The organism is Ruminococcus sp. RTP21358st1_G6_RTP21358_211008 (genome assembly GCF_040908885.1).
GTDB classification, from domain to species: Bacteria; Bacillota; Clostridia; order Lachnospirales; family Lachnospiraceae; genus Blautia_A; species Blautia_A faecis.
Window position 1 is genome coordinate 1 of the sequence record NZ_JBDGDM010000058.1, and the last position, 13856, is coordinate 13856.

The window sequence follows — 13856 nt, forward strand, 5'->3', positions numbered from 1 at the left end:
TTAAGAATTTTCGAGAATCGTATGTGTTTCACTGTTTAGTTATCAAGGTTGTTTGTCTGTCATCTCTTTGCGACAGCCTATTTACTTTATCATATCTTTCAGATCTTGTCAAGCACTTTTTTCAAAAGTTTTTCAGACCTTCAAGAAGCTGTATAAAGTTGTTTATTTCTGTCGTTCTGTTCAAGCGACTTGATTACTTTACCATAAGTTCAGTCGATTGTCAACAGCTAATTTAAATTTTCTGAAAACTATTTTATTTTTCAGCATTTCAGAAGCAATTCCTTGCGACAGCTTATTTACTATACCACTATCGCAAGGAATCGTCAAGCACTTTTTACAAAATCTTACAAAAATCTTTTAGATTTTTTCGCAGCAATCTCCATATTGCAGCCCAATAAAACACTCAATCTGAAAAGTCCTATCATAACAAGTACGCCATAATATACATCAAATATATTTTCTTTCATTTTTTTAATTAAATTGTTTTCATAATGGAAGAATTTCTGTCACTGTACCGTTAGAACTTTTCCCATAAACAGCACTTCCTCATTTGCACTGTCGTAGATCAGAAATGCAAATGGCCGTGTCAGCTCAACATCTTTTATAATCGGATCCGTATCCATTGCAGACATGCACTCCATTGTCACTGCAGTCACAGCGGCAGCTTTAGTTCCATTTTCGTCTAATTCCAGCTTTGTTTTCTGTAAAATAGAACTGACATGGACCGCTTTATCTGCAATGCCTGAAAAATCAGCATCGTCCAAAAAAACATTCTCAAGTCCTATTCTGCTGAGGATATCACTTAACTCAGCGGTTGTTTCAAAATTCAACTTAGGCATTTTACAGTTAACTTCATCGTATTCCGGTTCTGATTTCAGAAGACCTTCAATATCCAGCTCATCAAGAGTAAAATCTCCTTCTGCTTTCGGCAAAATTCCAATGAAGCTCAGATTATTTGCATAGTATTTTTCAAATGCTGTTGCCGCGTCATTTTCATAGTAATTATCACCGATGCTTGTCATGTACTTTGTTTCTTCGTTATCGCCGAATTTTTCTTTTTCATCAGAAACATCCCATGGATCCTGGGACCATCCGGATTCAAAATACAATGAATTGGTGAGACACAATTCACTGTTTTCATTAAGCATGTCAGGTTTCATAATTTCCGGAATCAGCCCATCTGTATTTTCATTGCACCATGCATTAATAGTGTTGCATGTGTTTTCTTTATCAGAAAAATCAAGAATTTCAGCCTTTGCTTCAAAATTATCTTCTGCATTTTTTTGAAATTGTTCCTGCAGAGTCAGTCCCCGATTTACCCATAAAGCATCTGCAATTTTTAATTTCGATGTATAACCATAATTTTCGTCTTCTGTATTATAGCTTTTAATTACATTCATATACTTTCTGGCATATGCTGCAAAATCATCGGTTCCTAAATATTCATTTAATGCGTTTTTCGTTTCGCCCTTGGCACCTTCTGCAATCATGCCAAGGGCGAAGTTAAGGCTTGTGGGGCTGAACATTATATTGGAATCCTGATTTTCTTTGGCTATTTCATCTGTAAGGTTAATAGAATTCTGCAGATTAACTGATTTATCAAGATCAATGTTCTTTTCAGCTGCATTTAATTCTGCGTGACTGGCTGTGGCAGCATATACATGGATTGGAGGAGCCATGGTTGTCATGAACGTCAGTGCTCCGGCAAAAAGTTTTATTTTATTCATGTATAACCTCCTTGTACGGTCGATGAAGTCCTTTTTGCAAAGGTTTTCTGCAAGTTTTTGTTTTATTTTAACATATTTGTTTCTTCTTTCTGTTATATTAATTTTCATTTAGTATAAGCGAATTTCCGTATTTACAAGCAGCTCTCCCTCATATTGTAGTTTAACAGAGAAAAAACGTTTTTCCTCTGAAAGAAGCAGGTTCAGAAAAACTTTATCACCTTCCCATGTAGGAAGCTCTGGCACTATTTTCTTATCAACCCAGCATAGTTCGCCTTCATTGCATTCAATCAGTTCCCCGGTATATCCATCAGCTGTAAATACACACATAAGCTCAGATTCACATTCGCTGTTTATAAAGGTTACCAGGCCACGAAATTTATAGGAAGTAAGTGTGAGTCCTGTTTCTTCTTTTACTTCACGCAGAAGACATTCTTCAGGGGATTCCTGATCTTCTGTATGTCCACCTACACCGATCCATTTGCCTTTATTTATGTCATTTTGCTTTTTTACTCTGTGAAGCATCAAATATTTGCCATCGTTTTCGATATAGCATAAAGTAGTTATTGTCATTTATTCTCCTTCCCGCAGGCACTGCTTTTTTCTGTAAAATATAAAACAAGGGCGATGCATATCAGTTTTATACATGCCCCTGTTTACTGTTTTAAATCAGATTTCGCGTGTAGCTTCTTTCAGCCATTCTTTTTCCTCTTCTTCCAGATATGGAGAAATCTTTTTATATACCTGTGCATGATAATTATTAAGAAGTGCCCGTTCCTGCACAGTCATCAGCTCGGGAACAACAGCATCCAGATCAAACGGTACCATAGTCAGATGTTCAAAGCACATAAACTGGCCAAATGAGGTTTTCTCTGCTTTTTTGCATACAAGCAGGTTTTCGTGGCGGATTCCATATTGGTTTTCCACATAGTATCCAGGCTCATCTGATGTGATCATACCCTCTTCCAGTACTGCATTATCTCCCTGAATAATTCTCCAGCGGAAGCTGTTTGGTCCTTCATGAACATTCAGAAGATAACCAACTCCATGTCCTGTTCCATGATTAAAATCCTGTCCCATTTCCCATAACGGACCACGCGCCAGATAATCCAGATTTACACCAGTACAGCCATAACGGAATTTGGCATTTCCAAGGTTCAGCATGCCACGTAAAACAGCGGTAAAATATTTCTTCTGCTCGTCATTCACAGAGCCCATAACAATTGTGCGGGTGGTATCTGTAGTACCTTCGTAATAGTGTCCGCCTGTATCTGCCAGAAGGAAATTGCCAGGCTCAATGGCAATATCTGTCTCTGGTGTTGCAGAATAATGGTTGATTGCAGCATGAATGCCATAAGAAATAATGGGGTCAAAGCTGTTGTCGATAAAGTTCTCCTGCTGGGCACGGAAGCTGTACAGCTTCTCTCCTGCGCTTAACTCTGTTATTGGAATTTTGCCAACATTTTTCTTTAGCCAGCAGATGAATTTGGTAAGCGCAACTCCGTCTTTGATATGAGCGATACGTTCATTTTCTACTTCTACTGGATTTTTAATTGATTTTGGAAGAAAAGTCAGGTTGGCTTCATCCAGAATCGTTACTTCCTTCGGAATACTGTTTACCAGACGACAGTTGGCTTTCTTTTTACAAAGAAGAACTGTCATGTCTTTCTCAAATGTTTTTACATATTCATAAATGCTGTCATAGGGCAAAATGGTTACGCCATCCTTAGATAATGCGTCCAGAATTGAAGCCGAAAATGCTTTTTCATTTGCAAACAGCCTGATTTCTGTTTTGGTCATGACCAAATAAGAGAGAACAACCGGACAGCAATGTACATCGCCGCCACGAATATTCAGCAGCCATGCAATGTCATCCAGAGAAGTCAGTACAAATCCATCTGCACCTTTCTCTTCCATTGATTTACGGATTCTTCCACATTTGTCAGCACGGGATTCGCCTGCCCATTTTACATCCAGTTCCATAACCGGTTCGCAGGAAAGTGCCGGACGATCTTCCCAGATTTCTCCTACCAGATCAGAATCCGTCTGAAGAGTGGCTCCTTTTTTTGCAAGAAGTTCGGCCAGTTCATCTGCTTCTTCGGCGCTGACGGTTCTTCCGTCAAAACCAAGGCACATTCCCTCGCCTAATTTTTCTTCCAGAAACTGGTGCACAGTGGGAACATCTGGTTCTCCCATTTTAAAAAGCTCTACACCCGTTCCCTCCAGCTGTGCGGCCGCCTGGATGAAATATCTTCCATCTGTCCACAATCCAGCCATATCCTGCATGATGACTGCTCTGCCGGCAGATCCGGTAAAACCTGTAATATATTTTCTGCACTTAAAGTATTCTCCTACATATTCAGATGCATGAAAATCATCTGTGGGAACAAGATAGGCATCTATTTTCTTCTCTGCCATTACTTCCCGAAGTGCGGTGATTCGTTCTTTAACTGTCATAAAACTGACTCCTTCCAGTGAATTTTGTCTATTCCTATTATAATATCCACGTTACCCTTTCGCAACCTGTTTAAGAAAAAACACTTTTCTATTCCCAAAAGACGTGATATACTAACTTTCGAAATGAATGATATGCAAAATAGGATTTTATGCGTCAAGTGTTCGGTGAATGGGGAGTTGTCACTGAAACGAAAAGCACGTCTTACGGTATATTATCCGCACCCGTTGCAAGCACTATAAGAGGGATATCTCATATTGTGTCAGAGCCTGCCCGAAAGGAGCTTTCTGCAAGATGCACGTTGCGATTTGTGGAAACGTTTTTTAACAGGCTCAAGGGAATGTTTTCGACATACATTCTATCACAATTGGAGATATCCTTTTTTGCGTATTAAGCAGGCAGATATTCGAATTCGAAAATCCTTCCCCGGTTTTATCAAAAAAGGATAGTCTCCGCAATCAAATACAAAGGAGGTTATTTTTAATGGTTGACAAACAAAAAGTAGAACAGGCCATCCGCCTGCTTCTGGAAGGAATCGGTGAGGATATTACCCGGGAGGGACTGATTGATACTCCCGACAGAATTGCACGTATGTGCGAGGAAATTTACGGTGGTCTCGATCAGGAAGCAGATCACCATTTACTGAAGCAGTTTCCAGTAGAAAATAATGAGATCGTATTGGAAAAAGATATTACTTTTTACTCTATGTGCGAGCATCATCTGATGCCTTTTTATGGTAAGGCGCACCTGGCTTATATTCCCGATGGAAAAGTCACAGGGTTAAGCAAGCTGGCACGTACGGTAGAGGTTTATGCCAGAAGACCGCAGATCCAGGAACGCCTCACAGTACAGATTGCGGACGCTCTGGAGCGTGCCCTCTCTCCGAAGGGAATTATGGTTATGCTGGAAGCAGAACACACCTGCATGACCATGCGAGGCGTTAAAAAGCCAGGAAGCAAAACAATTACGACTGTAACCCGCGGAGCCTTCAAAGAAGATAAGGAGCTGCAGAAAATGTTCCTTTCCATGGTCGGAAAATGAGCAGTTCTTTTTCTGAAACAAACCGTATTTCTTTAATCTGGCGGCATCCCCTTTATCAAAAGCACTGTGAGAAAATACAGGAGCTTGAAAAAGATCGTATTTTCTGCAGACATACGCCGGAACACTTTCTGGATGTTGCCAGGCTGATGTATATTTATTCTCTGGAAAACAAGCTTAATCTGTCCAGGGAAATCATTTATGCCACTGCTCTTCTTCATGACATTGGCCGTGCGCAGCAATATCTGTCGGGTATTTCTCATGACATTGCAGGAGCTGAAATAGCCGGAAAGATTCTGGCCGATCTGCATTTTACAGAGCAGGAAAAAGAGGAAATATTATCTGCGATCAGTCAGCACAGGACGGATGGATCTGATAATGTATTGGCTATGCTGCTATATAAGGCTGATAAAAAGTCCAGAAATTGTTTTTCCTGTTCAGCAGCTTCAGAATGTTACTGGCCTTCTGAGAAAAAAAATCTGACAATTGAATATTAAGCCTTCTAAAAAATCTAACAGAAAGGATGGTTTCTATTTATGAAAATTGGAAATCGTTTTTTTGATACACAAAATCACACTTATATAATGGGAATTTTAAATATTACTCCTGATTCTTTTTCCGATGGCGGGAAATGGAATCATTTAGATGAAGCTTTGCGGCATACAGAAGCCATGATCGCGGATGGTGCGGATATTATCGATATTGGCGGGGAGTCTACGCGTCCCGGACACACGCCGGTCAGTGCAGAGGAAGAAGCTCAGAGAGTTTTGCCCGTTATCGAAGCGGTCAGAAAACGTTTTGACATTCCCATTTCTGTAGATACCTTCAAAAGCAGCGTGGCAGAAAGTGCGATTCAGGCCGGTGCAGATCTGGTCAACGATATCTGGGGATTAAAATATGATTCTGAAATGGGCGCTGTAATTGCCAAATATGATGCTGCATGCTGTCTCATGCACAATAAGTCCAATACAGAATATAACAATTTTCTCATTGATATGCTTTCTGAGACACAGGAATGTGTCAATCTTGCAAGAAAAGCAGGAATCAAAGATGAGAAAATCATTCTCGATCCAGGGGTTGGGTTTGGAAAAACATTTGAGATGAATCTGGAAACTATGAAGCATCTGGAGCTTTTTAAGAATCTGGGCTTTCCGGTTCTTCTTGGCACCTCACGCAAGTCGATGATCGGACTGGCACTTGACCTGCCTGTAGACCAGCGTGTAGAGGGAACACTGGCTACCAGTGTAATTGGTGTGATGAAGGGCTGTTCTTTTGTGCGTGTTCATGATGTCAAGGAGAACAGACGCGTGATCCAGATGACAGAAGCAATTTGGGGTTGTAATTGAGAGTAAAGAGGACATTCGCAATCCGCTTTGCTACTTGCTCATGAACGCAGTCGCGAAACGATTGCGTTCAAATTCCTCAAAATTGTAAATAGTCAACAGAAAGGAACAACTGTTATGGATGAAACCAGATTTGATAAAATAGAAATTAAAGAACTGGAAATTTTTGCCAACCATGGTGTCTATCCGGAAGAAAATGTACTTGGACAAAAATTTGTTATTTCTGCCACCCTCTTTACCCACACACGTCAGGCCGGGTTAACGGACGATCTGTCTGCTTCTATCAATTACGGAGAAGTCAGCCACATGATTACAGATTTCACCAGAAAACATACTTTTAAGCTTCTGGAAGCACTTGCAGAAAATCTTGCAGAGATGCTGCTCGACTCTCTTTCCGGTCTGGAACAGATCACACTGAAAATTGAAAAGCCATGGGCTCCTGTTGGTCTTCCACTGAAAACCGTATCTGTGGAAATCACAAGAAAATGGCATACTGCATACATTGCTTTTGGCTCTAATATGGGAGATAAAAAGCTGTTCATCGACAATGGGATACGTGGTTTGAAAAAAACAAAAGGATGCCGGATAGAGGCCGTTTCTGATTATCTTGTAACAGAACCTTATGGTGTTACCGATCAGGATGAATTTCTGAATGGAGTTTTGAAAATGCGTACCCTTCTTTCACCGGAAGAATTGCTGGAACGTCTTCATCAGCTGGAACAGGAGGCAAACCGGGAACGTATTATTCACTGGGGTCCTCGTACTCTGGATCTGGATATTCTCTTTTATGATCAGGAAATCATTGATACTGCAGATCTTCACATCCCCCATCCGGATATGCAGAATCGTGACTTTGTGCTGGCTCCTATGAACCAGATTGCCCCTTACCTCAGGCATCCTGTACTAAATCAGACAATTTCACAGCTTTTAAATATTCTTCTTTGCCGCTAAACGAACATGTCGCCTACCGGAGACATCACATATGAAAGTCAGCTGTTCCGCGCCTATGACGCTCCCACAGCTGCCGACCGCATTCGTAATCCGTGCTATCACGCCACCGTACGGTTCCGTATACAGCGGTTCAACCAACTTAACAAGTGACAATCTAACATTGGGGCTGCCGGAAAACAGGCAGCCCCTTGTGTAATAATTCGCATCTGCTGTCAGGAAGTGAGACGCTGTCCGCAATATTCACAGTTGCACAGGCGCCCTTTTATTATCTGATTCTTTGCACCGCAGCTGGGACAGGTAACTGTAATATAAATCTTCTCATTCACACGTCTGTTTGGTGCAGTAATCAATATATAATTTTCTTCTCTGTCTATCTGAATATTTCGAATATACCCTTTGGCAATCATTTTTTCCAATTTCCTTACAGCATCTTTTCCCATCTCAGTCTCAAACTTCTCAAATGAGAGCGTGCTCTGGGCATAAGATTCAAACCAACAGGCTATTTCTCTGGCTTTTTTCTTCTTCAATGCTTTTTGGATTTCCCGGAAGGTGGGATACAAAAATAACAATCCCAGTATAATCTCCGTTGCTGCCATTCCCCAGCGTCTTTCACCAATATATTTCTCTGCTGCGCCAATAGCTCCCAGAGTAAAAAGTATACAGAAGCCACAAAGAACCCATTTCAGTTTTCCTAACACTCCTGTTTTTTTATTCTTTTCTGTTAAAAAATCATTCATGTCTGTTTCCTCTTTCCCCAATTAATCAATCTCTGTTATATACGAAAGCCTGTTTAAAAAATCATTCCTGCAATCTGCACGCCCTGATGAATCTTCTGTCAGCATATACCCAAATCCGTCTGTCAGCCAGCTCCCAGCAAAAGCCACGCATCGCCTAACGGATCGTAATAATAAACCACATTATCTCCTGCCGCATAATATTTTTCTTTTGTAAAATGTTCCTCATGATCTGTCCCTATAACAAATACCGGACAGTTTCTTCCCTCAATATACTCCTCCGTACCGGTATACCACAGGGACATTCCAAGACCAAGGTAATAACTACCTTCGTCTGTTTGCGCAATCAAGTCCCTGGCAATATTTATATCCAATGAATAATCATACTCTGATTGATACTCATCCCAATCATAATATATTGAAAAATCATAGCAGTAGGCTTCCGCTGCAAGGTGTCCATCCTTTAGCGATACCATAGGATGGTATTGCACACTCATATTCTGCTTCTGCACAGAAACCATTACATTGGAAAAAATCTCGCTCATATTGCAGCGCAGGATAATGACTTCATTTTCCTGCCCCATATACCATGGATTGTTCAGATCTTCCAAATATTCCCCTTCTTCCGTAACCTGAGTCGGATAAATACTGATCTTACAATCAAGTCCTGGAACAATAGCATAGATTTCATAACCTCCTGCATCAACAACAGTTCCATCCTGCAAAAAAGGATAAGCCGCAGCCAATTCTTCCTGCCTGGTATATTCAAGTATCTCTGATGTATCTGCATTTTCATAAGTGTAGCCCAGAAATGCCATTCCAGCCTGGCATTCATTTTCTCTGATAATGTCTTGCAAAATTGCCAGATTCTCTTCTGCCCCAGAAGTTTGGGCAGATACTTCTCTCACACATTCACCGTAGTTACTAAAAGAAAACAGTACTGCGCAAACACATACAGCAATAGAAAATTTTTTCATACTTTCAGCTCCTTCCTGTCAGAATATGCCTATGCCTTTCTATTTCAGTGTGGTTACAATCAATTTACTTTCCAACGCAGCTGCTATCAGATCTTCCTTACAGCTATATCCTGCCTTGTCAATCATTTCCTGAAAATTCCATCTTACCCCGGAAGTCGAACAATCCATTTTCCTTGCAATCTCCGAATAGGACATCCCATGAATATACAAACGCAGCATTTCCAGTTGTCTTGGACTGATATCACCGCTTGTGATCCAGTTAAGTTCCACCTTTGGCGTTATATCCGGAAATACACGCTCACCATTTAAGGTTCTGTAAATCACACTCCGTATATCCTCTTCACCGTGATCTTTATACCAGAGACTGTCCGCACATCCGCTTTTTGCTCTTTCCAGCACCTTGGGATCGATCAGAGACGTAACAACCAATACCTTTGTATATGGGTACTTTTCCCTGATCATTTTTCCGGCGCTCAGCCCATCGTGATTATGAAATGTCTGAACATCCATGATTACAAGATCTATTACTGAATAATCACAGATTTTTACAGCTTCACGGGCATCCGAAATTGTCTGAACATGTCGAAATTCCGGATTCTGCATAAGAATATATTCAAAATACTTCTGCATGATCTTCTGATCTTCTACTATCAGTACACGTACCATCCAAACTCATCCTTTCTGTCAGCGGCATCTTCAATATCAGACAAAACTCAGGGACAAATGAAATTTGCATTGTGCAGTTCATTGATTCGGCTGCTTTTCTCAGTGCAGACAAACCACCGCCTTCTTCCGCATTTTTTTCAGGCGCATCTCCATCATTGGTGATCCGGATGTTGTATTCATTTGCATATTTGTCTATCTTCACAAAAACAACATTGCCGTGGGCATGTCTGGCACAGTTTGTCACACATTCACGGATTGCTCTGTCTGCCAGAACTCTGTAAGATGGATATAAAGGAAAGTTTCCGCTGATCTGAACCGAAATCCCAAGCTCCTCTGCATGTTTAATCGTATCCTCATACAGCTTTTCCATACTCTCTACGGCAGAACCGGTAAGAATATAAACCAGATGCTTCAATGCAGACAATTGTTTATCCATTTTGTCCTGATTTTCTTTTCTCTCCAATATTCTGCGTATTGACAGAAGACTTCGCCCAAAATTGTCATGGACTTGCATTTTCAAAGCAAGTGTTTCCTGCTCTCTGATTTTATCACCGATTTTTTCGTACATTTCCTCCAGCTTATGATTCAGGATTTCCAGCTTTTCATTGTTTGCCCTGATCTTTTCACTATTATAGTAAATTTCTGATACATTAACTGCTACTGTCTGCAGATATCCTGCACAATCCAACTCCTGCAGACGATATTCCTGAAACATCCAGACAGAATCATCTGGAAAATAAAACACGTTACTGTCGCTGCTTAATCGGATAAGTCCTTTTGATATAAATTCATTGTCCATTGCTTTTCGCAATGTATCATAATCCTGCAGATAAGCCCCCGTCATCATTCTGCACAATTCCTGCATCTTGGTATTACACAAAACGATCCTTCCAAGTGAATCCGAAAAGCATACTCCACACGGAACGTCATCCACAGCTTCATTCACAGACCAGTACGACAAGGAATGATTATATTTGTATCTCTCCTTCCAGATTGCCCAACAAAGATATAATGTCAATGCAACAATCCCTGATGTTAAAATACTGGCCGGATAATCCTGAAGCATTGGCTGATATGCACTTTCTCCAATACTATATCTATGCTCATTCATCAAAGAAACCATAAGAACAAAAGAAACTGCAAAAACAGTTATTGCCGTTATCACTTTCTTTTTCCCGGAAAAACAGGTGATTCTTAACAAAAAGAGAATAAGTTCCAAAATCAGGCAGATTTCCAGAAGAATCATCAGAAAATTCTGCATTGCTATGCTGCATTCTACAAAACTATTCATCTGCCGCCTCTCTTTCTGAATATGCTGCACCCAACAAACCATTCTTTTTCATCTTCCTGCTGCACTTTAAGGTCCGGTCTTTCTGACATTAAGCCGCACAGATCTGCCTCTGATGCAATGTGAACGGAAATCCGAAGATCATCATCAATCTGCGACACACGGTAAAACATAGACTGCATCACATCAGATAGCCGTTCTGCAAGCCATTCAAAGGTATCATAGCATTTTAGTATATCCTCTGCATTCAGCTGAATATCTCCATTTTCCACATAATAAGCAGCCCGGATCCTGCATAATTTTAAACTGTCACAGGATTCTGCAAGACTTTGCCTGAGATCTTCCATAGTAAGCACATTTCCATCTGATGTATATTGTGTCAATACCAGATTTTTTCTCCGCTTCAAATATGTACCAATAACTACAATTTTACCGAGAAGCAGATCATATCGTTCCCTTGATTCCGTCCTTTCCAGTTCATCCATCAACTGCGACAGCAATTCCAGCTGTCCAGCAGTCTGATTCTGTATCATGTTTAACAGCCGATTCTGTTCTTCTGTTTTTCTTCGCTCCGCTTCTTTCTCATAGGTTTTCTGCAGCAGTCTGTTTCTGGCAATCAGTTCTTCCTGCTGTTCCCGAATATCCTGATATTGATCCAGCAATATTGAAATATCTTCTGACCAAAACAGATGTCCTCCCCTTATGGGAATATGGTTGATCCGGATTCCCTGTTCCTGCACAGATGATCTGTGAATGATCATTGTACGCATTTCAGGAGAAAGCTTGGGAAAATCACCGGAATGATAATAACGCTGAAAAGAATCATCTGTAATCTCTGCGTCCAGCCCTCCTGAAGTCTGAAATAATTCAAAATATCGATTGTTTGTCTGTATCAATCCGCATACTATACAGCCCTGATAAATTGCTGCCATTAAAAGACAACACACTGCTGTCATATCCCCTGCAAGGGTTTGGATGAAAGACAAATGAAATATATTTCCAACATTCCATCCCAGAAGCAATATTCCTGGAATGACTGGCAGCCAAAACTGTTTCTTTCCCGGAATCCTGCTTTTTCTGATCAGAATAATTTCCATTCCTGTCAGACAACTCAGCATCTACCCCTGAATCACTGCAAAAAGAATACCATAACTATAATCCCTATCCGAAAATGGAGGCTGTTTAGAAAACCGAAACACCAGCTGATGCAAATCATTTGTAAAAACACTTATGATCAATACTGCCGCCACAGTCAAAAGAATTATGATTTGTCTGACCGTTTTTTCTTCATCTTTTTCAACAAAAAACAACGCTGCCGACAGACCTAAAACAGGGATCAAGATCATCGGAATATAATACAGATACCAACATATATGTTCTCCAAGAGGTTCATGAAAAATATGAAATTTCACTGTTCTTACAAAGAACCAGAATACCATCAGACAACCAATTGCAGTCAGACATCTGCGCATTTTTTTATATACTACATGCTTTTCCAGATAGATTACCCAGGCACAGTACAGCCCCAGGTAAATACAATTGCGGCACTGGTCTGCAAAATTTCTTGCAAAAGTATTTTTCGGTCTTACCAGCCTGCAGAAATAAGCCAGAAGCACGCTTATCAGAATTACTCCATACGACAACATCCTCTTTTTATTATATGTCATGAAAATTCCTCTCTCATTGTATACTTTTATAACAAGTATACTATAAAACTCTGTTTTATTATATAGTTTTTAGAGAAACTGTCAATTTTCAGAGTTTTCCGATTATTGGTCACTGGTTTAGAATGAACAATAACCCTATTATCACGAACAGAGTGAACAATCATGTCCACTCTGTTTGTCATTACTTAAAACGGTCTTGGCTGACCACAATATTCGCAAAACCTTCCCACATTCTCTGCACCACACTGGCATCTCCACGATCCGCTATCAGGTTGCATTCCTGGGTTCATGTTCATTCCAGGACGCATTCCTGCGTTCATGCTCATTCCAGGCTGCATCCCTGTGTTCATGCTCGTTCCAGGCTGTATTCCGGCATCATTTTGTGTCAAAGCCGCAATGATCTGATGTCCAGTCTGCTCCACTTCCATCAATTCTCCTCTCTTTTCACTGCTTATGGAAAAAGTATTCAGACGAAAATCCATATCGTCAAACCAGGGAGTGTTAACCTTAATGCGCATAGTATAATCAAACTCATAGTCATATATTGGCGGCTGATAGCTTACTGTCTTTCCATCCTTTGTATAGGTTTTCTCAATCTGTTGTCGATCCACCTCTACTCTACACTGTACAATAGCGGATAAAGGAACTATATCCGGATTTTCATTGACATCCAGTTTTCGTGCAACAGTAAAATTTCTCTTATGATCATCAATGAAAACAGTATAATTTCTGGTACTGATCTGACGGGTTATGCCAAAATCCATTACTGCCTTTTTGTTATTTTCACGATATTCCAATTGACGTTTTATATCCTCTACCGTACTGTGCCGCCGTTCCTCAAACCATGGTGATAATTTTTTGGCACAGTTTTTACATAGATTTCCGTCATCTAATTTTCGATTCCCCAGTAAACCTATTTTTTCTCCGCAGATATCACAGATTTTCTTATCAAATAATCCCATAGCTTTCCTTTCTTTTCTGCCGCACCAGAATCATGCAATTCTGGTGCGGCA

Annotated in this window: 15 protein-coding genes and 1 riboswitch; of the genes, 5 read left to right on the forward strand and 10 right to left on the reverse strand. The window is 40.4% G+C overall.

All coding sequences use genetic code 11. The features are described from left to right. Positions 1-506: 506 nt before the first annotated feature. From AB5Z12_RS17805 to AB5Z12_RS17815, 3 genes are all read right to left on the reverse strand, one after another. On the reverse strand, positions 507-1727 hold the full coding sequence (locus tag AB5Z12_RS17805) for a serpin family protein (RefSeq protein ID WP_368357427.1): 1221 nt from the start codon (positions 1725-1727) through the stop codon (positions 507-509). Positions 1728-1835: 108 nt separating this feature from the next. Continuing rightward, positions 1836-2297, reverse strand: a complete 462-nt coding sequence (locus tag AB5Z12_RS17810) for an 8-oxo-dGTP diphosphatase (RefSeq protein WP_173773894.1) — start codon at positions 2295-2297, stop codon at positions 1836-1838. A gap of 96 nt (positions 2298-2393) precedes the next feature. Continuing rightward, complete coding sequence (locus AB5Z12_RS17815; protein ID WP_195993099.1) at positions 2394-4181, reverse strand: aminopeptidase P family protein; 1788 nt, start codon at positions 4179-4181, stop codon at positions 2394-2396. 133 nt (positions 4182-4314) lie between these two features. Next, positions 4315-4411: riboswitch (THF riboswitch) on the forward strand. Positions 4412-4662: 251 nt separating this feature from the next. Between AB5Z12_RS17815 and folE the strand changes: the two genes are divergently transcribed. From folE to AB5Z12_RS17840, 5 genes are all read left to right on the forward strand, one after another. Further along, complete coding sequence (gene folE, locus AB5Z12_RS17820; RefSeq protein ID WP_118581498.1) at positions 4663-5220, forward strand: GTP cyclohydrolase I FolE; 558 nt, start codon at positions 4663-4665, stop codon at positions 5218-5220. After that, positions 5217-5714 (forward strand): HD domain-containing protein, encoded by a 498-nt coding sequence (locus AB5Z12_RS17825; RefSeq protein ID WP_118581495.1) that lies wholly within the window; start codon positions 5217-5219, stop codon positions 5712-5714. Before folE ends, AB5Z12_RS17825 begins: the two co-directional genes overlap by 4 nt. Before the next feature lie 39 nt (positions 5715-5753). Then, positions 5754-6563: a dihydropteroate synthase gene (gene folP / locus AB5Z12_RS17830; protein WP_118581492.1), complete on the forward strand. Its 810-nt coding sequence runs from the start codon at positions 5754-5756 to the stop codon at positions 6561-6563. Between the two features lie 114 nt (positions 6564-6677). Further along, the gene (gene folK / locus AB5Z12_RS17835; protein WP_118581489.1) at positions 6678-7511 is read left to right on the forward strand and encodes a 2-amino-4-hydroxy-6-hydroxymethyldihydropteridine diphosphokinase; all 834 of its coding nucleotides are present in this window, start codon (positions 6678-6680) and stop codon (positions 7509-7511) included. A gap of 31 nt (positions 7512-7542) precedes the next feature. Beyond that, entirely contained in the window at positions 7543-7707 is a 165-nt protein-coding gene (locus AB5Z12_RS17840; RefSeq protein ID WP_173772581.1) for a hypothetical protein, read from the forward strand. 16 nt (positions 7708-7723) lie between these two features. Here AB5Z12_RS17840 and AB5Z12_RS17845 read toward each other — a convergent pair whose 3' ends face one another. From AB5Z12_RS17845 to AB5Z12_RS17875, 7 genes are all read right to left on the reverse strand, one after another. Next, positions 7724-8248, reverse strand: coding sequence for a hypothetical protein (locus AB5Z12_RS17845; RefSeq protein WP_173772579.1), 525 nt, complete (start codon positions 8246-8248; stop codon positions 7724-7726). Positions 8249-8370: 122 nt separating this feature from the next. Then, a complete protein-coding gene (locus AB5Z12_RS17850; RefSeq protein WP_173772577.1) occupies positions 8371-9222 on the reverse strand; it encodes a hypothetical protein in 852 nt (283 codons plus the stop codon). A 39-nt stretch (positions 9223-9261) separates the two neighbouring features. Then, on the reverse strand, positions 9262-9888 hold the full coding sequence (locus AB5Z12_RS17855; protein ID WP_118581480.1) for a response regulator transcription factor: 627 nt from the start codon (positions 9886-9888) through the stop codon (positions 9262-9264). Next, the gene (locus tag AB5Z12_RS17860; protein ID WP_148462234.1) at positions 9836-11179 is read right to left on the reverse strand and encodes a sensor histidine kinase; all 1344 of its coding nucleotides are present in this window, start codon (positions 11177-11179) and stop codon (positions 9836-9838) included. Before AB5Z12_RS17860 ends, AB5Z12_RS17855 begins: the two co-directional genes overlap by 53 nt. Beyond that, positions 11176-12273 (reverse strand): hypothetical protein, encoded by a 1098-nt coding sequence (locus AB5Z12_RS17865; protein WP_368368723.1) that lies wholly within the window; start codon positions 12271-12273, stop codon positions 11176-11178. The genes AB5Z12_RS17860 and AB5Z12_RS17865 overlap by 4 nt, the downstream gene beginning before the upstream one ends. A 21-nt stretch (positions 12274-12294) precedes the next feature. Next, positions 12295-12843, reverse strand: a complete 549-nt coding sequence (locus AB5Z12_RS17870; RefSeq protein WP_368357429.1) for a histidine kinase N-terminal 7TM domain-containing protein — start codon at positions 12841-12843, stop codon at positions 12295-12297. 185 nt (positions 12844-13028) lie between these two features. Beyond that, positions 13029-13805 (reverse strand): DUF4428 domain-containing protein, encoded by a 777-nt coding sequence (locus AB5Z12_RS17875; RefSeq protein WP_118581474.1) that lies wholly within the window; start codon positions 13803-13805, stop codon positions 13029-13031. Positions 13806-13856 lie beyond the last annotated feature (51 nt).